The following is a 23729-nucleotide window of genomic DNA, read 5'->3' on the forward strand; positions in this document are numbered from 1 at the left end:
TACTAAGATTTCATATAGCATTCTGTCTATCCTGGATGCTCGACACGGGCCTCCAGGTGGGCGGCATCCCTTTCAGGGTGGGCCTTCGTCGGAACCGGGTCACGCAACCCGGCACGGCCCGCAACTTCTATCAATAGCTTCGCCATATGAAAAAGAACTCCCCGCCGTCGTCGTTCCGCCCGGCGGCCTTTACGCACGTCCCGGGCGGTGATCACGCTGCTCGGGCGGGTTGGCGGCCTGGCCTGCCGAGTTTCCTGAGCAATAGCTGAGTGTGGCGACGTGGTAACCGGATGTGCCAGTCTCGGGCTCACGCTGAGCCTGGGGGGATAGATGATGGAGAGTCGCGCCTGTTACCGGGTCGACCTGTTGGGTCCGCTGCGCGTGCGGCGGAAGGGGCATCCGGTGGAGCCCGGACCGGCCAAGCAGCGGGCGGTGCTCTCGCTTCTGGCGTTACGCCTGGGCGACAGCGTCCCGGTGAGCGAGGTGGAGGAGGCGGTCTGGGGCGGCGTAGTCCCGCCGAGCGCCCGGTCGCTCGTGCACACGTACGTGGCCCGGCTGCGCCAGGTCCTCGAACCGGAGCATCCGCCGCGGCGCCGGGTACGGGTCATCGCCTCGACCGTCACCGGGTACTCGCTGCGCGCCGAGACCGTCGAGACGGACGTCGCGCGGTTCCGCCGCTGTGTCGCCGAGGCCGAGAAGCGGATCGGCGAGGGCTGCCGTGAGGAGGCGTTCCACCTGCTCGGGCAGGCGCTGGACCTGTGGCGCAGCCCGACCCTCGGTGAGCTGCGCTCGCTGCTGCACGACAACATCGAGGTGGAGGCCCTGGGTGCGGCCTGGGTGGCGACCTCGCACAGCTACGTCGGTCTGGGGCTGCGGCTGGGACGCGCCGCGGCGGTGCTCGACACCGCCACCCGGCTGGCCCGGCTGGAACCCCTGCACGAGGCGATCCAGGCCGACTATCTGGCCGTGCTCGGCAGCAGCGGGCACCGGACCGTGGCCCTGCACCGGTACGCCGACATCACCGAGCGGCTCCGTACCGAACTGGGCGTCGACCCGGGGGAGGAACTGCGGGCGGTGCACCGGGCGCTGGTGCGCCCGGCCGGCCGTCCACCGGTGCCCCGGCCGGCGCCGGCGGTGCCGGCCGCAAGGCGCAGGCCCGGCTGCGGGCCGATCTCCGGGCCGCTGCACTGGCGGGCCGGGGACATCGCCGACCTGGCGGCCCTGCTGGCGAAGTACCGCGCGGTGACCGTCACCGGCGCGCCCGGCTGTGGCAAGTCGGCGGTGACCCTGCGCGCCGCCCACCAGGCCGCCCGCGTCTTCACCGGCGGGGTCCTGACGGTGGACACGCTCGATCTCAGTGACCGGCGGCAGCTGGAACGCCGGCTGGCCCGGATGCTCGGGGGCAACGGCGCCGAGGATCCGGTCGAACTGCTGCGCGACCAGCCGACACTCGTGGTGCTGGACAACGCCGAGCACCTGGTCGACGCGTGTGCGGTGGTCGCCGACCGGCTGTTGCTGGCGTGCCCGGACGTGGCGGTGCTGACCGGCTCGCGTCAGCCGCTCGGGCTGCCGTACGAGCGGGTCCAGCGCCTGCATCCGCTCCCGGTGCCGCAGCCGGGCGGATGGCCGTCGGTCCTGTCCAATCCGGCGGTCGCGCTGCTCGCCGAACGGGCGGCCCAGGCCCGCCCCGGGTTCCGCCTCGACCGGCGGGACGCGGAGGTCGCGGTGGAGATCTGCCGCCGGCTCGACGGCCTGCCGCTGGCCCTGGAGATGGCGGCGGCGTGCCTGGCCACCGAGAGTCTGGACGGGGTGCTGCGCAAGCTGGAGGGACCGCTGGACGGACTGCGCCCGCCCGCCGCCGGACCGGAGTCACGCCACACGTCGCTGCAGGCGATGCTCGACCGTAGCGTCCAGCGCCTCGACGTGGCCGAGCGTTGTCTGTTCCAGCGCGTCGCGTTGCTGCCGGGGGTGTTCGACCTGGCGGCCGCCCAGCGGTTCTGGCGGCCCCATCCGTCCGGGCCCACCGACGTGCGGGTGGTGCTCGCCGCCCTGGTGGACAAGTCCCTGGTGATGCCGGTCGGGACGACCGGCGGCCGGTACCGGATGCTCGGCCTGCTGCGCCGGCTGGCGCTGGAGACGGGCACCCCGGGGGCCGCGACGAGTCCCGCCGCCGAACTGCCCCTGCCGCTGTCCCGGCCGTTGCTGCCGGCCGGCGCGGCGGCCGTGCCGGACTGACCGGCGGCCGCCACGACGGCCCGCTCCCCGCCGGGGGAGCGGGCCGTCGTGTTCTGGAGGCCGATGACACCTGACGATGCCTCAGGCATTGACAGCACGCTTTAAAAACACATAGCTTGAAGTTCGGCGGGACCGGTCGGGTCCGGTCCACCAGCGGCCCTCAGACCGCCGCTGACCCCTGCCGACAGACATTGGAGGTGTCTGGCTTGAGCACCAGAGAGACCTACGAGTCCCTGAACCTCGAACCCAAGCCGATCCGCCCGCACATCCTCGCCGCGGCAACCGTGGTCTTCGGCGAGGACTACTACTCGGGCCGCCGCGAGACGATCAACCTGTCCGGCTTCGTGCAGCTCAACAAGTGGCCCATGCCGGGCTTCGAGCACAAGGTCGACGAGAACGGCTACGCGCAGTTCGCCACCGAGCTGATCAGCGCGCCCGAGGTGGGCATCAAGGGGTTCAGCTACGAGTTGGACGACCGCATCCAGGTCCTGTCCAACCCGTTCCTGCCCAACAGCGGGCACGTGCGGCAGATCGTGCCGGGCAAGAACTTCCCGGCCGAGTTCTACATCCGCCGCTTCGGCATCCTGGAGTCGAGCACGCTGCGGCTCGCCCACCGCAACGTCATCGACATCTACGGCGTGGTCGACAGCGTCCCGCCGTTCAAGAAGCCGCTGACCGGGCCCTACCTGGGCAAGCCGCGCGGTGACGGTCCCTTCGACGTGATGGCCGCGCCGAACGTCGTCAAGGGCACCACGCTGCCGGAGGCGTGGTACCCGGCCAACGACGAGAACCAGCCGGTCGGGATCACGCCGAACCTGTTCTTCGCGCCCAGCGCCGGCCCGTGCATGTCCATGCTGGTCGACCCGTCCATGATCATGCAGACCTCGCTGGAGGGGCAGATCGAGGTCGAGGTCAACGGCAAGACGGTGCGGGTCGACCTGGCCGGGGACTACCGCAAGGCGGCCGGTGCCGAGGTGCTGCTCTTCGGCCCGGACAAGCACGACGAGGGCCCGGGCGTGCTCGCCCAGCTGGCCCGCGTCGCGGTCGTCGGACACAGCCCGGAGCTGGGTGGCCGGGTCATGCTGCGGGCGAGCTGGCCGCGGGTCTCCGGCGGCACGCTGGGCGAGGGCAACGAGGACAGCCTCAGCCGGCTCAAGTTCCCCGGCGACCTGCACATCGACGCCGAGTTCGAGCTGGTCACGCCGCACGAGACGCTCTACGCCGCCAACTCCGTGCACGTCAACGGCAAGATGCGCGGCATGGAGGCCACCGGCACCGAGCTCAAGCTGGACGGCTCGGACACCGCCCTGGTCACCGTGGACGAGCAGCCGAAGGCTCGCCTCACCGGCGTCAACCTGGTGATGCGGGACGCGCTGGTCGGCGAGCACGCCGCGGTGAACGCCTGACCGACGGGTCCGCTTGACGGGCCTGCCGGCCAGAGGTTCTACTAGTAAAACCAATAGCAACGTACCGTCACGATGTCCCTCCCGGCTGCTACGGCGGTCGGGAGGGACGCGCGCTCAGGGGGTACCGCGTGGACCAGCGGCTGCTGCTCATGCACCAGATGATGCTCGGCGACGCGCCCCGGCTGCGGGCGTACGACAGGGCGCTGGAGGAGGCCGTCACCCCCGGCGACGTGGTGGTCGACGTGGGCGCGGGGCTGCTCGCGCTCTCCCTGCTGGCGCTGCGGCACGGCGCCGAGCACGTGTACGCGGTCGAGGCCGACCCGGCCACCGCCGCGGCGGCGGCCCGCATCATCGAGGCCAACGACCTCAAGGGACGGCTCACCCTGGTCACCGGCGACGCCCGTACGGTCCGGCTGCCCCGCAAGGCGGACGTGCTGGTCTCCGAGATGATGGGAAACCTCGGCCCGGAGGAGGAGATGGCCGAGGTGCTGCACGTGATCGCCCGCCGCCACCTGCGCCCCGGCGGCCGGGTGGTGCCCCGGCGGCTGCGGACCTGGCTGGCCGCGGCCGAGTTCGCCGACGAGGGCTGGGGGCTGTGGGGCGGCGACTTCTACGGCTACCGGCTCGACCCGGTGCAGGAGCTCGTGGCCCCGGCGGCCCAGCTGCACTTCTTCCAGCGTCCGCCGAAGCTGCTGACCGAGCCCACAGTGGTGCTCGACCAGGCGCTCGACGGCCGGTCGCCGTCCCGGCAGACGCTGCGGCAGCGGCTGCCGGTCATCGCGCCGGGGAGGCTGCACGCCGTGCTCGGCTTCTTCACCGCCGACTTCACCGACGACGTGACGCTGTCGAACTTCCCGTCGTACCCCGGATGCAACTGGGCGGTCTGGGTGTGGCCGCTGCGGCACACCGACGTGGCCGAGGGCGACGAGCTGTCCGTCGCCCTGCGCCGGCCGGCCCGGCGCGACGTCCGCGCCGTGACCGGCTGGCGGCTGGAGTGCGGCCTGTCCCGGCAGAGGAGGTCCTGATGCCCTTCGCGGTGGGTACCGTCCGCGACATTCCCGTCCGTGGCGCTCTCAAGCTCTGCGGCCTGACCTGGTCCGCGGAGTGCCTCTGGTTCTCCGAGGCGGTCTCCAGCCAGATCGCCTCCCTGGACCCGATCAGCGGCAAGGTGGTCCGCCGGCTCGACTGCCCCGGCGTGCGCACCGACCTGACCACGATCGGCGGGCGGCTGCTGCAGGTGGCGGGCGACGACCGCGTGCTGCGGCTGGTCGATCCCGAGGACGGCGAGCTGCTCGGCGAGTTCGGCAACCCGCGTCCCGGCAACGTGCTGTGCGGGCTGGAGGCGACCCGGCACGGGCTCTGGCTGGGCTACGAGGACCTGCGCCAGGTCGACCTGCGCGACCCGGACGGTTTCGGGCTGATCGACACGTTCCCGGTCCGGCAGCCGATCGCCGGCCTGACCGTCTCGGACAGCTACCTCGTCTACTCCGACCGCGACGCGGCCACCATCAACCTGTACGACGTGGCGGCCCGCCGGGAGGTGGCCGCCTACTCGGTCGCGGGCAACCCGACCGGCATCACCTGGGACGGCCGCCGCATCTGGTACTGCGACTTCACCACCCTGCAGCTCCGGGCGATCGAGGTGCCGGGCATCACGAAGGGTTGACGTCCATGGCGACCACGCGCGCTCTGCTGGCCCGCTCGACCCGGATCGGCGCGGTCGGCGCCGCCCACCTGCTGCCGGTGCTGCCGGCGGCGCTGGTCAAGGCGGTCCGAGGTGACCGGGCGGCGGCCCGCCGGCTGCTGTACCGCCGTCTCACCACGTTGCTGATGCGGCTCGGCCCGACGTTCGTCAAGGCCGGGCAGGTGCTCGGCACCCGGCGCGACGTGCTGCCGGCCGCGCTCTGCGACGAGCTGTCGGTGCTCCAGGACCGGGTCGACCCGATGACCCCCGAGCAGACCAGCCGGGCGCTGGCCGAGGCGTACGGCAGCGAGACGCCCGCGGAGTTCGCGGAGATCGACCCGACGCCGGTGGCCAGCGGCAGCGTGGCCTGCGTCTACCACGGCCGGATGCCCGACGGCGCCGAGGTGGCGCTCAAGCTGCGCCGTCCCGGCATCGAGTCGACGATGGCCCTCGACCTCGCGCTGATGCGGCACGGCGCCCGGGTGATGGCCCGGCTGCCGATGCTGCGCGGCGTCCCGGTGCGGGAGGTGGTCGAGAACATGTGCGGAGCGGTGTTCGGCCAGCTCGACTTCGCCCGGGAGGCGGAGAACCTGCGCCGGCTCAAGGAGAACCTCGCCGTGGTGCCCCGGGTCCGGGTGCCCGGCGTACGCGACGACGCCTGCCGGCCGCGCTGCCTGGTCATGGAGTTCATGCCGGACCTCGACGTGGACGTGGCGCGGTCGATGTCGGCGGCCGTGCGCAAGCGGTTCGCCGCCTCCGCGATGACAGCGATCTACCACATGCTCTTCGTGGACGGATTCGTCCACTGCGACATGCACCCGGGCAACCTCTACTTCACCCGGGGCGCCCAGGTGGTGGTGCTCGACGCCGGGTTCAGCGTGCAGCTCACCGAGGAGCTGCGCCGGCTGTTCGCGGAGTTCTTCATGAACATGTCGATCGGGCGCGGCCGGTACTGCGCCGAGATCGTGGTGCGCAGCGGCACCGGCCTGCGGCCGGACGCCGACGTGGAGACGTTCCTGGTCCGGATGGCCGACCTGGTGGAGCGCAGCCACGGGCTGCCGGCCCGGGAGTTCAGCCTGATCGCGTTCGCCGCGGAGATGTTCGACCTGCAACGCCGCTACGGCGTGCACGCCGCGCCGGAACTCATCTTCCCGCTGCTGTCGCTGCTGGTGATCGAGGGGACGGTACGCGAGCTCGACCCCGACCTCGACTTCCAGGAGCTGGCCAAGCCGGTGCTGATGCGCGGCCTCTTCGGCCGCCGCGCCGCCGCCTGACCGCTGGCCGAACGGTCCGCCGGGCCTGGCCGGTCGCTTCGACAGCGCGGCCCCACCTGCGCAAACAGCCGACTAAAATATACGATAGCGGAATGGCACAGACTGGCCTCGCCGGCAAGCGCTCCTACCACCAGTACTGCGGGCTCGCGTCCGCGCTCGACGTGCTGGGCGAACGCTGGACGCTGCTGATCATCAGGGAGCTGCTGATGGGTCCCCGGCGCTACAGCGAACTGCTCGCGGACCTGCCCGGCATCGGCACGAACCTGCTCGCCGACCGGCTCAAGTTCCTCGTCGACTCGGGCGTGCTGCGGCAGGTCGACGTGCACGGCACCGGCGGCCGGCTCTCCTACGAGCTGACCCCGACCGGGCAGGCGCTGCGGCCGATGGTGCTCGGGCTCGCGCACTGGGGCCTGGAGTTCGTCGGTGACCTGAACGCCGAGGACACGGTCCGCCCGCACTGGGGCTTCCTCGCCGTGGAGGCGATGTTCCAGTGGGACAAGATCTCCCCGATCGACGAGAGCTACCAGTTCCAGGTCGACGACGAGGTCTTCCGCATCGATGTCGCCGGCGGGGTGCCGCGCGTGGCGAAGGGGCCGTCCGACGACCCGGCGATGGTGGCGACCACCGACGCGGCCACGTTCGTGCGCATCGGCGCCGGGCGGGTCACGCCGCTGATGGCGATGGTCGGCGGGCAGCTCAAGCTGGAGGGCGACATCGACGCGGTGCTGCGCTGCTGCGAGCTGCTCGGCCTGGACGCCGGCGCCGCGCCCGCCGCTCAGACGACCTCCGGTCACTGACCCGCGCCAGGGGGTGACGGGACCGGATCACTATATTATTCTGAACTAGCCTCGGCGTTCGTCGGGGCCCGTCGTCGTCCGGCACGCCGCGCCCGTGCGGCACCTCCCGAGCACTGTGGTCCCACGGGGACGACCGGTCCGCCCTCCGTCGCCCGAGCGCCTGACGGCGTCCGTGCGCGTCGCGGGGGCGACCCCGCGCGGCGCGTACGCCGGCACCGACGACCGGCCGTCAAGCGACAGGAGCCGGCATGACGGACACGGTGCGACACGATCCGGAGGCGCTGCCCAGGGCGGTACGGGACGACTTCCCCCTGCTGGCCCGCCGGGCCGGCGACCTCGTCGCCTACCTGGACAACGCCGCCACCACGCAGAAGCCCCGCGTCGTCCTGGACGCGATGACCGACTACTACACCGGGGCGAACAGCAACGTCGGGCGCGGCTACCACCGGCTCGGCCTGGAGTCCACCGAGCGGTACGAGCAGGCCCGCGAGAGCGTCGCGCGGGCGATCGGCGCGGCGCAGCCGGAGGAGGTGCTCTTCACCGCCGGCACCACCGCCGCGGTCAACCTGGTCGCGGACACCGCCGGGCAACGGGTGGCCGGGCCGGGCCGGCGGGTCGTGGTGACCGGCATGGAGCACAACAGCAACCTGCTGCCGTGGCGCCGGCTCTGCGACCGTACGGGCGCCACGCTCACAGTGGTGCCGGCCGGACCGGACGGGCGGGTCGGGGCCGACCGGTTCGCCGCCGCGCTCGGCCCGGACACCGCGCTGGTGGCGGTCACCCACGTCTCGAACGTGCTCGGCACCGTCAACCCGGTACGGGAGATGACCGCCGCCGCCCGCCGGGCCGGCGCGCTGGTGGTGGTCGACGGCGCCCAGGCCGTACCGCACCGGCCGGTCGACGTGCGCGACCTCGACGCCGACTTCTACTGCTTCTCCGGGCACAAGGCGTACGGGCCGATGGGCGTCGGCGTACTGCACGGCCGCCGGGACCTGCTCGCCGGGCTGCCCCCGTACCAGGTGGGCGGCGGCACCGTGAAGGGCGTCGCGGCCGACCAGCCGGTCCGCTACCTCGACGGGCCGGCCCGGTGGGAGGCCGGCACGCCGCACGTGGCCGGCGCGGTCGGGCTGGCCGCCGCCCTGGACTACCTGCGCGACCTCGGCTGGGACGCGATCCGCCGGCACGACCGGGCGCTGGTCCGGCACGCCGTCGACGTGCTCGCCGCGATCGACCGGGTGCGGGTGGTCGGTGACCCGGCCGCCGACCCCAGCGGCATCGTCTCGTTCGTGGTCGACGGCATCCACCCGTACGACGTCGGGGCGCACCTGGACCGGCACGGCGTGGCGGTGCGCTGCGGCGTGCACTGCGCCAGCACCTTCCTCGACGAGATGGGCCTGCTCGGCACGGTCCGGCTCTCCTTCGGCGTCTACAACACCACCGCCGAGATCGACCTCGTCGGCGAGCTGCTCGCCGGCGTACGACCGGGTCCCTGGACCGCCGACCACCCCGACGTCCGGTTCCTCTGAGCAGCGCCCGGAAGGGAGCGTCATGAGGTTCGACACCCGGCTGGTGCACGTCGGCCAGCAACCAGTGCCCGGCACCGGCGACGTGGTGCCGCCGATCCACCTCGCCACCACCTACGACCGCACCGCCCAGGACCCGCCGCGCTACTTCTACGCCCGGGGCGAGCAGCCCAACCGGGAGGCGCTGGAGGAGTGCCTCGCCGCGCTGGAGGACGCCCGGCACGCGACCGTCTACACCAGCGGGCAGGCCGCCGCCACGACGGCGCTGTCGCTGGTGCCGCCGGGCCGGCTGGTGCTCGCCTCCGACGACGTGTACGGCGGCACCCACCAGTTGCTCGCCGCCGCCGCCGAGCGCGGCGTGACGGTCCGGCCGGTGGACCTGGCCGACCCGGCCGAGCGGGACCGCGCGCTGTCCGAATGCGGTCCCGAGCTGGCCATGGTGTGGCTGGAGACGCCCACCAACCCGCTGCTCAAGGTCGCCGACATCGCCGCGGTGTCCGACCTCGCGCACCGGCACGGCGCCCTGGTGGTGGTGGACAACACGCTGGCCGGGCCGGTGCTGCAACGACCGCTCGCGCACGGCGCGGACATCACGCTCTACAGCACCACCAAGTCCGTCGCCGGTCATCTCGACGTGCTCGGCGGCGCGCTCGTCTACCAGGACGAGGAGCTGCACCGGCGGTTCCTGGCCTACCGCACGGTGGCCGGCAACGCCCCCGGCGGCTTCGACTGCTACCTCACCCACCGCGGTCTGAAGACGCTGTCCCTGCGCACCGCCCGGCAGGTGGAGAACACCCGCGCGGTGGTGGCGGCTCTGCTGGCCGAGCCGAGCGTCGCGACGGTCAGCTATCCGGGCCTGCCCACGCATCCGCAGCACGCGGTGGCGGCCCGGCAGATGACCGCGCCCGGCGCGCTCGCCGCCTTCGAGTACCGCGGCGACCCGGCCAAGCTGCTCGACCGGGTACGCCTGTTCACCGCCGCGGTCAGCCTCGGCGGCGTCCGCTCCCTGATCGAGTGCCCGGCGCTGATGACCCACCGCCCGGTGCCGCCCGAGGTACGCCGGCGTCTCGGGTTGACCGACCGGCTGATCCGGATCTCACCCGGCATCGAGGACCCGGCCGACCTGGTCGAGGACCTGGTCACCGCGCTGCGTGACGGCGCCTGACCCGCTGACCGGCATTACCGCCCCGCGAAGGAGGAGACATGTCCGCATTCACGACCGGCGGCGCCCCGGTGGTGCTCGACGGAGGACTCGCCACCGAGTTGCAGCGCGCCGGGCTGCCGTACCAGCCCCCGTGGTGGGGCACCGCGGCGTTGCTGGCGGACAGCCGGCGGCGCGTGCTGCGCGACGTCCACGAGCGGTTCCTGACCGCCGGGGCGCAGGTGCTCACGGCGAACACGCTGCGCTGCAACCTGCGGGCGCTGCGCCGCGCCGGACTGGAGGACGCCGGCCTCGGCTGGATGGTGCACGCGGCCGTCGGCGTCGCGCTCGCCGCCCGCAACACGGCCGGCGCGCCCGGCACCCGGATCGCCGCGTCGATGGCTCCGGTGGAGGACTGCTACCGGCCGGACCTGGTGCCGGCCGACGACGAGCTGCGTGAGGAACACCGCTGGCTGGCCGTGGAGCTGGTCCGGGCCGGGGTGGAGCTGGTGCTGGTGGAGACCATGAACACCGCCCGCGAGGCACGCATCGCGGTGGAGCAGGTACGCGAGGTGGGCGCCCGGGCCTGGGCCGCCTTCGTCTGCGACGACCAGGGCCGGCTGCTGTCCGGCGACTCCCTGGTGGACGCCGCCCGCGCGGTGCGCGCCGCCGGGGCCGAGGTGGTGCTTGTCAACTGCACCGCCCCGGAGGCGACCGAGCGGTGCCTGCGGGCGCTGCGCGACGCCGACGACGGCCCGATCGGCGCGTACCCGAACCTGGAGGACCGCCGCGACGGCGCGCCCGGGCCGCGCCCGCTGCTCGACCCCGCCGAGTTCGGCGACCTGGTCGCCGGCTGGGCGGTGGAGTACCGGCTCGCCGTGGCCGGCGGGTGCTGCGGCGCGTCGCCGGCGCACATCGCCGCGCTGACGGCCCGGCTGAACGCTCCGGTGGCGGCCGTCGACTGACGCCGCCCGCAGGTCCGCCGGCCCGGCGCGGGCCGGGTCAGCCAACGAAGGGAGAACGAGACGGTGAGCGGCTCGACGATCGCACCGCCCGTCGAGGTGGTGCGCAGCCTGCCCGGCCCGGCCGGCTACATGTGCGGCCTGACCTGGGACGGCACCTGGCTCTGGCACTCCGACCAGGACGCCGCGCGGATCTTCGCGATCGACCCGGCGGACGGGGCGGTACGCGGGTCGTTCGCGTACCCGGACGTGCGGGCCGACCTGGGATACGCGGACGGAAAACTGTGCCAGATCGGCGGCCGGCCGAAGCGGATCCTGCTGATCGACCCGGCCACCGGCCAGACCGTCGGGTCGAAGCCGGTACGGCCCTCCAACGGCCGGGTCACCGGCATGGAGACCGGGCCCGAGGGCGTGTGGCTCTGCCTGCGCGCGCCCGCGGTGATCCAGCTACGGGACTTCGAGACCATGACGGTGCAGCGGGAGCACCCGGTCGTGGGGTCGCCCTCGGGCCTCACGTACGCCGAGGGTCACGTGCTCTACGCCGAGTTCGAGGACGGCCTGCTGCACGCGGTCGAGGCGGAGTCGGGCCGGCTGGTCGCCACGGTGCGGCTGCCGGGGCATCCGACCGGGCTGGCCTGGGACGGCGAGCTGGTCTGGTACTGCGACTTCGCCGACCGGCGGTTCAAGGCGGTCCGGCTGCCGGACGTGCTCGGCGGCTGACCGGCCCGGTGGGGGCGGCGGCCCGGCCGCCCCCACCCGCCCGGCGTCAGGGCACCCGGTCGCGCGCGTCGAACTGCTCCTGCCGGCGGTCGCGGTCGCCGACGGCGCCGGCGGACGGCGGCCGGCAGCGGCCGGCGCAGCCGCACGAGCAGCCGGAGGCAGCCGGCTCCGTCCGCTGAGGATCTTCGGTGTCCGGCCAACCGCCGGTGTGGCACGCGATCATCGCTTCTCCCTGCTCTGCGGTGGGACGCGCCGGAGAGCCCGGCGCGGTCGGACGGGGCGGGCAGCGGGACGACTATTTACTTGAGAATCATATGGTAAATTCGCTGGCGGGTGCCAGCTCCTGACAGGAGGGACGCCATGCGCGTCAGCGTGACCGACGACCCCGCGACCACGACGGCCGCCCGCACCGGCGGGCCGCCCGCACCGGCCGACCCGCTGCGCGCCGCCTCCTTCGCGGAGCTGCGGTCGCTGTTCGCGATGGAGCCCGACGCGGTCCACCTCAACACCGGCACCATCGGCGTGATGCCGTACGAGGTGCTGGACGTCAACGACCGGGTGACCCGGGAGTGGAACGGCGGACTGCGCAACGTCTACCCGCCCGGCATGTACCCCGAGCACCGCGCCGCCATCGGCCGGGCGTTCGGCGTCGACCAGGACGAGATGGTGATCTGCCACAACGCCACCGAGGGGGTGGCCCGCGTCATCAACGGGCTCGACCTGCACGAGGGCGACGAGGTCATCACCACCAGCCACGAGTGCTACTCGGTGCTGTCCAACTTCAACCTGCTGCGCAACCGGCACCGGATCACGCTCACCGTGCTGACCCCGCCGGTCGGGCCGGACGTCACCGCCGAGGAGATCGTCGACATGTTCGCCCGGGCGATCACGCCGCGGACGAAGGTGCTGGCGTTCGCCGCCGTCACGCTGTTCACCGGCACCCGGATGCCGGTGCGCCAGCTCTGCGACCTGGCCCAGCAACACGGCCTGACCACAGTGGTCGACGGCGCGCTGCTGCCCGGCCTGTTCGACACCGACCTGCGCGCGCTCGGACCCGACTTCGTCACCTGCTCCGGCTCGAAGTTCCAGTGCGGGCCGCTCGGCACCGGGCTGCTCTACGTCCGCAACAAGGTCCACCCCGAGCACAACCCGCTGCCGCTGCCGACGTTCTGGCCGGTCATCTCCACCTGGTACCCGATGATGGGCGCCCCGCCACCGCGTACCACCACCCGGGTGGAGAGCTACAACATGGGCGACTACCTGCAGAGCGCCGGCAGTGCCAGCATCGCCCGGGGCGCCGCCCTGGCGAAGGCGTGCGAGCTGTGGGACCGCATCGGCCGGGACCGGATCGAGCGGCACGCGGTGGCGCTCGGCGCGCACACCCGCGCCCGGATCGTCGAGCGGTTCGGCGTCGAGTCGCTGTACTCACCGCTCACCGACGACCGGCTGACCGCGCCGCTGGTGGCGTTCAACCCGTTCCCCGACCGGGCCGACGGCTGGAACATCACCAAATTCGCCCGCCTCGTCGACGAGCTGGAGAGCCGGCACCGGATCTGGACCCGGTGGACCGAGTTCGACGTCGCCGGCTCACCGCACCAGCACTACGCCGCCCGGATCTGCACCCACCTCTACAACACCGCCGAGGAGGTCGACCTCGCCGTCGACGCCATCGCCGACCTCGTCCGGGAGCTGTCATGACCGTCGCCCCGTACCGGCCGGAGCCGGCCACCGCGCGGCGGCGCGGCGGCGTGCTGCGGGTGGTCGCGCCCACCGACGCCGCACCGCTGGACCCCAGCTGCGCCCCCGCGTCGGCGGCCCCGTTCGTCCGGCTGCACACCCGGCAACTCGTCACCTGGCAGACCGCCCGGGACGTCCGCGACTGGCAGGCCGTCACGCCGGTGCCCGACCTCGCCCTGGAGGTCCCCTCCACCTGGAACGCCGGGCTCGGCGCCAGCCACCGCAGCTACGTGTTCCACATGCGCCCCGGCGTCCGCTGGGACACCCCCGACCGGCGTCCGGTCACCGCGCACGACGTGGTCCGCGGCTTCAAACGGATGTGCAACCCGGTCCGGCCCTCACCGTCGCTCGCGTACTTCGCGAGCACCGTGCGCGGCCTCGCCGACTTCGCCACCGCCTGGGCGGCGGAGGCCACCCACCGGGCCGGGGACGCGGCGACGCTCGCCGCGTACCAGAACGCGCACGAGATCCCCGGCGTCTTCGCGCTCGACGACGAGACGCTCGTCATCGAGCTGGCCCGGCCGGCGCTGGACTTCGTGCACATGCTCGCGCTGCCCGCGGCGTCGGCGGTGCCCGTCGAGCACGACGCGTTCGTCCCCGGCAGCCCCGAGGCCGCCGCCCACCTGCGCGCCAACGGGCCGTACCGGGTGCGGCGGCACCGGCCCGGCGAATGGGTCGAACTGGTCCGCAACCCGGCCTGGGAGCCCGCCGCCGACCCGTACCGGCGGGCCGAGGCCGACCGGGTGGAGCTGCGCCTGAGCGACGGCGCCGGCCGCGCCGACGCGGAGCCCACCGACGCGCCGGCCGAGGTGCCGGTCGCGCCCGCAGTCGGCGGGCTGCCGGCCGCCGAGCCGGTCGACGGCGACGGCGCCCTCGGCTGGGCGCTCGACCCGTACCTCCTGCTCAACCTGCGCGACCCGGTCTGGGCCGACCCCCGGGTACGGCAGGCCGTGGCGCTCGCCGTGGACAAGGCCGCGGTGGCCGACCTGTACCGGCGGCACCGCCCCGGCGTGCCGGTACGGATCGCGGGCTCGCTGATCCCGCCGGGCAACGCCGGGCACGACACGGCCGATCCGTACCCCACCGGTGATCCGGCGCGGGCCCGCGAACTGCTCGCCTCGGCGGGCCACGCCGACGGCACGCCGCTGGTCCTGATCCACCCGCACTCCGGCCTCGGACCCGAGGTGGCGCACGCCTGCGCGAGCGACCTCACCCGGGCCGGCCTGCCGACCCGGGCGGTCGGGCTCGCCGACGCCGCGTACACCGAGGCGCTGCGCGCCCCCGCCACCGCCGGCGGCTGGCAGCTCGCGGTGGCGGCGCGCGTACCCGACTGGCTGGAGCACAACGGGCGGGTCTTCGCGCAGGCGATGCTCCAGGCGACCCCGGTGCCCGGCGGCGCCAACCACGGCGGCTACGCCGCACCCGAGGTGGACGCGCTGATCGAGCGGGCGCTCGACGCGCCGGAGCCGTGGCGGGCCGACGCCGCCTGGCGGGCCGCCGCGGAGCGCGCGGTCGCCGACGTGGCGGTGGTGCCGATCCTGCACCGGGCGCCGGTGGCCGCGCCGAGGCGACCGGACCGGGTCGACGGGATCACGCCGCTGCCCCCGCAGGGGTACGCGGTGGACCTCACCGCCGCACGCCCGGGGGTGGACGAGTGAACCCGCTGGTCCGCGACTACCTGCTGCTCGGCCTGCGCCTCGGCCGGCTGGTCGACGGGCTCGTCGACTGCTACTACGGTGACCCGGCGCTGCGCGACCAGGTCGCCGCCGAACCGCCGCCCGACCCCCGCGAGCTGTCCCGCCAGGCCGGCCGGACGCTCGCCGCCCTCGACGACAGCGACCTCGAACCGGCCCGCCGCCGGTACCTCACCGCCCAGCTCGCCGCGCTGCGCGCGGTCGCCGACCGGCTCGCCGGCACGCCGATGTCGTTCCGGGACGAGGTGCGCGCCTGTTACGACGTCGACGTGACCCGCACCCCGCCGGAGCGGTACGCGGCGGTGCACGACGAGATCGACGCGCTGCTGCCCGGGCCGGGACCGCTCGTGGACCGGGTGGAGGAGTTCTACCGGCGCAACACCGTCCCGCCGGAACGGCTGCACCGCTGCGTGCAGGCGGTCTCCGACGCGCTGCGCGAGCGGACCCGGGACCGGTTCGGCCTGCCCGGGACCGAGCGCGTCGAGTACACGGTGGTCCGGGACGCGCCGTGGAACGCGTACAACAGCTACCTGGGCGGCTTCCGCTCCGCCGTGGCGCTGAACGCGGCGAGCGGCCGGTCGGTGGCCGCGCTGCCGATCATCGTGGCGCACGAGTCGTACCCCGGCCACCACACCGAGCACTGCCTGAAGGAGGCCGGCCTGGTCCGCGACGGCGGCCAGGACGAGCACACCATCGCCCTGGTCGACACACCCCGGTGCCTGGTCACCGAGGGCCTGGCCGAGGCGGCGGTCGACGCGGTGCTCGGCCCCGGCTGGGGCGAGTGGACCGCCGGCATCCTGGCCGGGGAGGGCGTCCACGTCGAGGGCGAGCGGGTCGAGCGGATGCGCGGCCTGATCGTGCGCCTGCTGCCGGCCCGCATCGACGCCGCCCTGCTCCTGCACGACGAGGGCGGCGACCGGGCGGAGGCACTTGCCTACCTGCGGCGGTGGATGCTGCTGCCACCCGACCGGGCCGAGCAGATGGTCACGTTCGCCGCCGACCCGCTGTGGCGCGCGTACTCAGTCACCTACTCCGAGGGCGGCCGGCTGGTCGACGCCTGGCTGGCCGCCCGCGAGCCGGACACCAGCCTCGCCGACCGCTTCGACACGCTGCTGCGGGAGCCGCTGCTGCCGTCGCAGCTGCGCGCCGACGTGGCGGGGACCGCAGAGACGACGAAAGGTGTGTGTCGATGAACGGCGGCCAGCCCCGGTACGGGGGAATCCTGCGGCTCTACGGGCCCGGCAGCATGGACCATCTCGATCCGGCCTGCGCCTACTACATGCTCGGCGGGCAGATCATCCGGCTCTTCGCCCGCCAGCTGTTCACCTACCGGCCGGTCGCCGACCTGCGCGACCCGTCGGCCGTCACGCCCGTGCCCGACGTGGCCGAGGCGGTGCCGACAGTGGACAACGGCGGCATCAGCGCCGACCACACCCGCTACACGATCCGGCTGCGCCCCGGCGTGTACTGGGACACCGACCCGCCCCGCGAGGTGACCGCCGGGGACTTCGTGCGCGGCTTCAAGCGGATGGCCAACCCGGTGCTGCAGGCCGGCGGGATCGGCTACTTCACCAGCACCATCCGGGGGATGGCCGAGTACTGCGACGCGTACGCCGCCGCGATCACCTCGGCCGAGCCGGCCGCCGCCGAGCTGGCCGCGTTCCAGAACAACCACGAGATCGCCGGCGTCCGCGCCGTCGACGACCGGACGATCGTCTTCGACCTGATCCGCCCGGCGGTGGACTTCCTGCACATCCTGGCGCTGCAGTGCGCCTCCGCCGCCCCGGTCGAGTACGACGAGGTGCTGCCCGACAGCGCGGAGTTCCGGCGGCGGGTGCGCTCCAACGGGCCGTACCGGATCACCCACTACGCCCACGGCGAGTCGGTGCGGCTGGACCGCAACCCGGTGTGGCGCAAGGCGTCCGACCCGGTGCGCCAGCAGTACCTGGACGGGGTCGAGGTGACCATGGAGATCGCCAGCCCGCAGCAGGTGGGGGAGGTGATCGACAGTGGCCGCGCCGACCTGTCCTGGGCGTCACCGATCACCGAGCCGTACGACGTGGCGCCCACCGACCCGGGCAACGACCTCGGCTACGCGCTCAACCCGTACCTGGTGTTCAACCTGCTCAGCCCGAACGCCGACCGGGCGATGAGCAAGCTCAAGGTGCGTCAGGCCATCGCGTACGCGATAGACAAGGCGGCGATCGCCGAGATCTACCACGGCCTGGAGGCCGGGACGGTGATGTTGTCCGGGCACACGGCGATCCCGCCCGGCAACGACGGGCACGTCGACTTCAACCTGTACCCGACACCGGGGGACCGGGGCGACCCGGAGCGCTGCCGGGCGCTGCTGGCCGAGGCGGGCTACCCGGACGGGCTCACCCTCACCGCCGTGCACCGGGACGTGGACGCCAACCCGGAGGTGGCCCGCTCCTACGCCGCCGACCTGGAGAAGGGCGGTATCAGCGTCCGTCTGGTCTCGCTCGGCCACGCCGAGTACTACCAGTTCCTGCGCGACCCGGCCAACGCCCGCGCCGGCGCCTGGGACATCTCCGCCCCGTCCTGGACGCCCGACTGGTTCGGCCCGAACGGGCGCACCTACGTCCAGCCGATGTTCCAGACCAACACGTCCCGCGGCACCAGCAACTACGGCGGTTACAGCAATCCGGAGGTCGACCGGCTGATCGAGGAGGCGCTCGGCGCCACCGACCGGGCCCGCGCCACCGAACTGTGGCACCAGGTCGACCTGTGCGTCATGCGGGACGCCGCGATCGTGCCGATCCTCGTGCACGCCCCGACCATCCCGCACCGCAAGGGCCGGCGGGTCCGCAACGCGATCGCCATGCCCACGGTGGACCGCTGGTTCGACCTGTCCAACCTCTGGCTGGAGGAGTCCGCATGACCACGGCAGACGCATCGACGGACCTCGGACTGATCCCCGGCGCGGACGGCCCGCGCCGCGGCGGCACGCTCACCCTGGTCGGCGCGGGCGACGTCGACCACCTCGACCCGGCGCTGGCGTACCACACGGTGACCCGGGGGATCGTCCGCGCGTACACCCGGCAGCTGGTCACCTACCCGTCGACCCGCGACCACCGGCGGGCCGGGGACCTGGTGCCGGACCTGGCGGTGGCGGCGGACGGGCCGTACGACGCCGAGGGCCGCCGCTACCGGTTCACGCTGCGCGACGGGCTGCGCTGGGACCTGCCCAACGGACCCCGGCCGTTGACCGCCGCCGACGTGGTACGCGGCATCAAGCGGCTGGCCCACCCGATGGCGCCCAGCCCCGGCCTGCCCTACTACCTGAGCACCGTCGAAGGGCTTGCCGAGTTCCGCGACGACCTGCTCACCCTGCCCCGCGACCTCAACGTGGTGGCGCCCTACCTGGAGGCCGCCGAGGTGCCCGGGCTGCGGGTGCTCGACGACCGGACGGTGGAGCTGACCACCCGCCGCCCCACCTCCGACTTCCTCAACCTCCTGGCGTTGCCGTTCGCCTCCCCGGCGCCGGAGGAGTACCTCTGGTTCGTGCCCGGCAGCCCCGAGCTGGACCAGCGACTCGGCTCGATCGGGCCGTACCGGATCACCGCCTACGAGCCGGACCGGCTGATCACGCTGGAGCGCAGCCGCACCTGGGACCCGGCCACCGACCCGGTCCGTGCCGCCCACGTGGACCGCATCGAGGTGCGGCAGGGGCTGGACGAGAAGACCTGCCACGACATGGTGATCCTCGGTGACGCCGACATGTTGTGGGACATCCAGCCGCTGACCGAGCGGCTGCCGGAGATGTTCGCCGCCGGGGACCCCCGGCTGGAGGTCTGCCCGGCCGGTCTGTTCAGCCCGTACCTGGTGATCAACGTGCTCAGCCCGAACGAGGGCGGTGCGCTGGGCCGCCGGGAGGTCCGGGAGGCGTTGCAGTACGCGATCGACAAGACCGCCGTGGCCGAGGTCTGGGGCGGGCGTCGCCTCAACGACATCGCCGAGCAGATCCTGCCGCCGCTGTGCCGCGCGCACCGGCCGTTCGCGCCGTACGCGGCGAACGACGGCGCCGGCGACCCGGAGCTGGCCCGCCGGCTGCTCGCCGACGCCGGCTACCCCGACGGGCTCACGTTGAAGCTGGTCTACCGGGACCGCGACATCCACCCGGAGACCGCGCGGGTGGTCCGGTCCGCCGCCGCCCGGGCCGGCATCACCCTCGACCTCGTCCCGGCCGGCATCACCGAGCTGTTCGGCACATACCTGGGCCGGGCCGACGGCGCCCGCGAGGGCCGCTGGGACGTGGCGCTGTCCGGCTGGGAGCCGGACTGGCACGGCAACAACGCCCGCGTCTATCTCCAGGCCCTCTTCGACAGCTCCGGCGTCTCCGGCAACGACGACTGGGGGTCGAACTTCGGCCACTACCACAACGAGGTCGTCAACGAGCACATCGACGCGGCGCTGAGCTGCGCCGACGAGAGGGCCGCGAACGAGCACTGGCGGGCCGCCGAGCGGGAGGTGCTGCGCGACTGCGCGGTGGTGCCGATCCTCTTCGCCCACCAGTACTGGCTGCGCGGGCACCGGGTGCGCAACTGGCTGCCGTACCCGGTGCTCAACGGCGACCTGACCAACCTGTGGCTGGGGGAGGACTGACGCCCGGGCCGATGAGCGGCGACGACCACCGTCTCACCGTACGTCTCGGCGAGCTGGCCCAGGCCCACGCCGACCGGGCGGCGGCGCGCGCGGGCGTGCCCGCCGTCCGGCTGGACCGGCTGGCCGCCGAGCCGCTGCGCCTGGACGAGGACTTCTGCCGGGAGGTGGCCGACCGCTACGACGCCGCGCCGATGGTCACCGCCGGCACGGCCCGCGGGTACGCCCGGCTGGCCGCGGAGAACCTGCGGCAGTTCCGGCTGATCGGCGAGGCGGGCATCCGGGTGCTGCCGTGGACCGGGCCGGGGCAGCCGTACCGGGACTCGCGGGACCTGGTCGCGCGGGTCCGCGCCACCGGCCTGCTGCACGTCTTCCTCACCCGCCACGGGCACGGACCGGCCGGCGCGGACGGCGACCATCCGCTGCGCGCCCCCGCCGGAGTCCGGGCCGGCGGGGAGGAACTGCTGCACAACGACATCTTCCGGGCGGTGCACGACGTCTTCGGACACGTCCTGTTCGGCAACACGTTCGGGCCGCGCGGCGAGTTCCGGGCCACCCGCTGCCACCTCGCGATGTACCCGCCCGACCTGCACCCGCTGGTCTTCGCCGAGCTGGTCGGCCAGCTCTGCTGGTTCTTCCACGGGCCGCACCTGCGCCGCCCGGACGGGACGCTGCCCCGGCGCGGCGAGCCCGGGTACGTGCCGCCGCCACGGCGTCCGTACCCGCCGCAGAAACAGCTCGTGTACGACAGGCGCACCCTGGACCGGTTCGCCGCGCTGTTCACGTCGCCGGGCTGACCGCCGACATCAGGAAGTCGGGCACCCGCAGCGGCGGCATCACCATCCGGGTGAAGTAGTCGCCCCACTCCCGGGGCAGCGCCGGCACCGGCCGCCCGGCCTCGGTGGCCCGGGCCAGCAGCGACAGCGGGCTCTCGTTGAACCGGAAGTTGTGCACAGTGCCGACGATCTCGCCGTCCTCGACCAGCCGCACGCCGTCGCGGGTGAGGCCGGTCAGCAGCAGCGACGCCGGGTCGACGTCGCGCAGGTACCACAGCGAGGTGAGCAGCAGGCCGCGCCGGGTGGAGCGCACCATCTCGGGCAGCGTCGGCGCGTCCGGCCCGCCCTCCAGCACCAGGTTGTCCACCATCGGGGTGAGCGGCGCGCCGGTCTGCTCGGCGGTGTGCCGGGTCTGCACGAGCGCGGTCAGCACACCCTCGTCGATCCAGCGGGTCGGCCGCAGCGGCAGCCCGTTGTCGACCACTGCGGTCAGGTCGTCGGTGCCCCGGCTGACCGTGAACGGGGCGCAGGGCAGCAGCGGATGGTCCGGGTCGCTGCGCAGCGTCAGCGGCAACGCGGTGAGGCGCTCGCCGAGCGGCAGCCGGCCGTCCGGGCGGCTGAACGCGGTACGCCCGTCCAGCGCGCCGCGCGCCCCGGCGGCCAGGTAGAGGTGGAGCATCAGGTCGGCCACGCAGTTCGGGGTGAGCAGCACCTCGTACCGTCCCGGCGGCAGCTCGACCCGGCGGCCGGGCCGCGCCAGCGTGGCGGACAGCTCGGCGGCGAGCGCCGGCACGTCCAGTCCGGTCAGGTCGGGCGCCGTCACGCCGGCCCACGTCGAGTCGTCGCAGTCGCGCACGCTCAGGTCGAACAGGCCGGTGGACTGCGCGTGCCGCAGGCGGGCGCCGGTCGACGCGGCGAGGTAGGTGGTGACCACCCGGTGCTCGGTGTAGCCGTAGAGCCGCCGCTGCCCGGCCGCCGCGAACGCGTCGGCCAGGCCGGGCAGCACGTCTCCGAACGCGTCGACCGAGGTGCCGCCGGGCGGTTCCGCCCAGGACGGCGTCCGCCACGGCTCGGGCAGCCGCGCCGCGTCGGCGGCGGGCGGCGCGTCGCGGGCGGCCCGCTCGGCCGCGCGGACCAGGCCGGGCAGCGCGTCGCCGAGCGCGCCGCCGTGCCCGACCAGCCCGACGTGTACGCCGGCCGCGCCGTCGCGTACGGCCACCGCTGTCACCCGGCGGGACCGGACGCTGCCGTTCGTGGTCAGCGCGTCGCCCGCCCAGCGCAGGTGCGCGGCGGCCGTCTCGTCGGCGATCAGCAGCAGCTCGTCGGCGTCACGCCGGTGCCGCAGCGCCGCTTCCAGGGCGTCCTGGATCCCGCTCACCCGTCCCGCCCTCCGGTGTCGACGACGTCGATGCCACGGAACACCGCGGACGGGCAGCCGTGGCTGGCCGCTGCCGCCTGCACCGGCTGACCCTTGCCGCACATGTCGGCGCCGGAGAGCAGCCACGTGCCCTCCCCGCCCAGCCCGCACAGCGCGGACCAGAACGCGGTGGTCTCCGCCTGGTACGCGGCGCCGGACACCTGCCCGGCCAGCCGCCCGTTGCGGATGCGGTGCCAGCGCTGGGCGGTGAACTGGAACTGCCGCCGCCGCATGTCGATCGACCAGCTGTCCGAGCCGGCCAGGTAGAAGCCGTCCGTCACGCCCGCGATCAGGGCCGCGGTGTCCGGCCCGTCCACCGCCGGGCGCAGCGACACGTTCGGCATCCGGGCCATCGGCGTGTGCCGGTACGACTCGGCGTACGCGCAGCCGGCGGAGCGCGGCAGGCCGGCCCGCGCGGCCGAGGCGCGGTCGTGCTGGAACCCGACGAGCACACCCGCCTCGATCAGCGGCCAGGACTGCGCGGCCACCCCCTCGTCGTCGAACCCGACCGTGGCCAGCCCGTGCGGGGCCGACCGGTCGGCGTCCACGCTCATCAGCGCCGAGCCGTACCGGAGCCGCCCGGCGGCGTCGGGCGTGGCGAAGGTGCCGCCCGCGTAGGACATCTCGTGGCCCAGGGCCCGGTCGTACTCGGTGGCGTGCCCGACCGACTCGTGGATGGTGAGCCAGAGCTGCGACGGGTCGATCACCAGGTCGTACCGGCCCGGCCGCACCGCCGGCGCCTGCGTCTTCTCGGCCAGCAGCGCCGGCAGTTCGGCCAGCTCGCCGGCCCAGTCCCAGCCCTCGCCGTGCAGGTACTCCCAGCCGCGGGCCACCGGCGGGCCGACGGTGCGCAGCGTCTGGACGCCGCCGTCGCGCGGGCGCCGGCCCACCGCCAGCACCTGCGGGTGCACCCGGACGCGCTGCTGGGTGACGCGGGTGCCGTCCAGGTCGGCGTAGTACGTGTTCTCCTGGGCGGCGGTGGCGCGGGCCAGCACGTGCGCCACCGACTCGTGTGCCTGCAGCCCGGCGCACCAGTGGCTCAGCAGCTCCACCCGTTCGCTCTCCGGCACCTCGAACGGGTTGATCCGGTACGGCGAGCGCCAGGTCGCCTCCGGGTACGCGGGCTCGGGCGCGAGCGCGACGGGCGCGCCGCCGACGTCGGCGCAGGCCCGCGCCAGCGCCAGCGCGTCGTCGCAGGCGCGTACCGCCGCCTCCGGCGTCAGCTCGGGCGTGGCGGCGAAGCCCCACGCGCCCCGGTGCAGCACCCGTACCGCCAGGCCGGTCTCGGTCTCCTCCTCGCTCGCCCGCAGCGCCCCGTCGTGCACGACGGTGCGCCCGGAGCGGACCCGCTGCACCCGCAGCGCGGCGTATCGCGCGCCCCGCTGCCGGGCCCGGGACAGGGCGGCGTCGGCGAGGCGGGCCAGCGGAAGAGCGAGGAAGGAGTCGTCGATCTCGTCGGGCACACGCGCCTCCGGTCGCCGGGGTGCCGCCGTCCGCGCCGGTGGCGCGGCGGCCCGGGGGTTGCGGTGAGGAGACTAGTGCCGCGTGCCGCCCCGGCACAGGGCCCGCGTGGCGGCCGGGCGGCCGACCAGCGCCGTCGCCGCGCAACAGAGCAATCGGGAAGAAGACTGCTGCCGCGCCGGGGCGCGCTTGAATTGATTGGCATCGCTCAATAGATTGAGGGCGGGCGCCGCCGAGGTCCGCACGACCGGGCCGCCGGCGGCTGACAGGTTTGTCCCG

General features: G+C 74.1%; 18 protein-coding genes. 16 read left to right on the plus strand and 2 right to left on the minus strand.

Annotation, left to right across the window (positions count from 1 at the left end; all coding sequences use genetic code 11):
* Nucleotides 1–333 precede the first annotated feature (333 nt).
* From PVK74_RS00375 to PVK74_RS00450, 16 genes are all read left to right on the plus strand, one after another.
* On the plus strand, nucleotides 334–2235 hold the full coding sequence (locus PVK74_RS00375) for an AfsR/SARP family transcriptional regulator (protein ID WP_274477889.1): 1902 nt from the start codon (nucleotides 334–336) through the stop codon (nucleotides 2233–2235).
* 206 nt (nucleotides 2236–2441) lie between these two features.
* A complete protein-coding gene (locus PVK74_RS00380; RefSeq protein WP_030499571.1) occupies nucleotides 2442–3641 on the plus strand; it encodes a DUF6004 family protein in 1200 nt (399 codons plus the stop codon).
* A 128-nt stretch (nucleotides 3642–3769) separates the two neighbouring features.
* Nucleotides 3770–4666 carry a 50S ribosomal protein L11 methyltransferase gene (locus tag PVK74_RS00385; protein ID WP_043325252.1) on the plus strand — a complete coding sequence of 299 codons (897 nt, stop codon included), beginning with the start codon at nucleotides 3770–3772 and terminating at the stop codon, nucleotides 4664–4666.
* Nucleotides 4666–5307, plus strand: coding sequence for an NHL repeat-containing protein (locus tag PVK74_RS00390; RefSeq protein ID WP_043325250.1), 642 nt, complete (start codon nucleotides 4666–4668; stop codon nucleotides 5305–5307). Before PVK74_RS00385 ends, PVK74_RS00390 begins: the two co-directional genes overlap by 1 nt.
* Before the next feature lie 5 nt (nucleotides 5308–5312).
* A complete protein-coding gene (locus tag PVK74_RS00395) occupies nucleotides 5313–6599 on the plus strand; it encodes an ABC1 kinase family protein (RefSeq protein WP_274477890.1) in 1287 nt (428 codons plus the stop codon).
* A 92-nt stretch (nucleotides 6600–6691) separates the two neighbouring features.
* A complete protein-coding gene (locus tag PVK74_RS00400) occupies nucleotides 6692–7396 on the plus strand; it encodes a crotonobetainyl-CoA--carnitine CoA-transferase (protein WP_043325247.1) in 705 nt (234 codons plus the stop codon).
* Nucleotides 7397–7644: 248 nt separating this feature from the next.
* Nucleotides 7645–8922 (plus strand): aminotransferase class V-fold PLP-dependent enzyme, encoded by a 1278-nt coding sequence (locus PVK74_RS00405; RefSeq protein ID WP_274477891.1) that lies wholly within the window; start codon nucleotides 7645–7647, stop codon nucleotides 8920–8922.
* A gap of 22 nt (nucleotides 8923–8944) precedes the next feature.
* Nucleotides 8945–10084 (plus strand): trans-sulfuration enzyme family protein, encoded by a 1140-nt coding sequence (locus tag PVK74_RS00410; RefSeq protein ID WP_274477892.1) that lies wholly within the window; start codon nucleotides 8945–8947, stop codon nucleotides 10082–10084.
* A 38-nt stretch (nucleotides 10085–10122) separates the two neighbouring features.
* Nucleotides 10123–11025: a homocysteine S-methyltransferase family protein gene (locus tag PVK74_RS00415; protein ID WP_064447383.1), complete on the plus strand. Its 903-nt coding sequence runs from the start codon at nucleotides 10123–10125 to the stop codon at nucleotides 11023–11025.
* Between the two features lie 63 nt (nucleotides 11026–11088).
* The gene (locus tag PVK74_RS00420) at nucleotides 11089–11742 is read left to right on the plus strand and encodes an NHL repeat-containing protein (protein ID WP_274477893.1); all 654 of its coding nucleotides are present in this window, start codon (nucleotides 11089–11091) and stop codon (nucleotides 11740–11742) included.
* A 360-nt stretch (nucleotides 11743–12102) separates the two neighbouring features.
* Nucleotides 12103–13440: an aminotransferase class V-fold PLP-dependent enzyme gene (locus PVK74_RS00425; RefSeq protein ID WP_043325239.1), complete on the plus strand. Its 1338-nt coding sequence runs from the start codon at nucleotides 12103–12105 to the stop codon at nucleotides 13438–13440.
* On the plus strand, nucleotides 13437–15137 hold the full coding sequence (locus PVK74_RS00430; RefSeq protein ID WP_069090020.1) for an ABC transporter substrate-binding protein: 1701 nt from the start codon (nucleotides 13437–13439) through the stop codon (nucleotides 15135–15137). The genes PVK74_RS00425 and PVK74_RS00430 overlap by 4 nt, the downstream gene beginning before the upstream one ends.
* Entirely contained in the window at nucleotides 15134–16366 is a 1233-nt protein-coding gene (locus tag PVK74_RS00435) for a DUF885 domain-containing protein (RefSeq protein WP_274477894.1), read from the plus strand. The genes PVK74_RS00430 and PVK74_RS00435 overlap by 4 nt, the downstream gene beginning before the upstream one ends.
* Complete coding sequence (locus tag PVK74_RS00440; protein WP_043325235.1) at nucleotides 16363–18075, plus strand: ABC transporter substrate-binding protein; 1713 nt, start codon at nucleotides 16363–16365, stop codon at nucleotides 18073–18075. Before PVK74_RS00435 ends, PVK74_RS00440 begins: the two co-directional genes overlap by 4 nt.
* A complete protein-coding gene (locus PVK74_RS00445) occupies nucleotides 18072–19799 on the plus strand; it encodes an ABC transporter substrate-binding protein (protein ID WP_113973290.1) in 1728 nt (575 codons plus the stop codon). The genes PVK74_RS00440 and PVK74_RS00445 overlap by 4 nt, the downstream gene beginning before the upstream one ends.
* 11 nt (nucleotides 19800–19810) lie before the next feature.
* The gene (locus PVK74_RS00450) at nucleotides 19811–20593 is read left to right on the plus strand and encodes a hypothetical protein (RefSeq protein WP_064447388.1); all 783 of its coding nucleotides are present in this window, start codon (nucleotides 19811–19813) and stop codon (nucleotides 20591–20593) included.
* Here PVK74_RS00450 and PVK74_RS00455 read toward each other — a convergent pair.
* Nucleotides 20577–21950 carry a metallopeptidase TldD-related protein gene (locus tag PVK74_RS00455; RefSeq protein ID WP_274477895.1) on the minus strand — a complete coding sequence of 458 codons (1374 nt, stop codon included), beginning with the start codon at nucleotides 21948–21950 and terminating at the stop codon, nucleotides 20577–20579. The two genes, PVK74_RS00450 and PVK74_RS00455, sit on opposite strands and share 17 nt — an antisense overlap.
* Nucleotides 21947–23452, minus strand: a complete 1506-nt coding sequence (locus PVK74_RS00460) for a TldD/PmbA family protein (protein ID WP_043325233.1) — start codon at nucleotides 23450–23452, stop codon at nucleotides 21947–21949. Before PVK74_RS00460 ends, PVK74_RS00455 begins: the two co-directional genes overlap by 4 nt.
* Between the last annotated feature and the right edge of the window lie 277 nt (nucleotides 23453–23729).

Origin of the sequence: Micromonospora chalcea, assembly GCF_028768405.1 — a bacterium.
Lineage (GTDB): Bacteria > Actinomycetota > Actinomycetes > Mycobacteriales > Micromonosporaceae > Micromonospora > Micromonospora chalcea.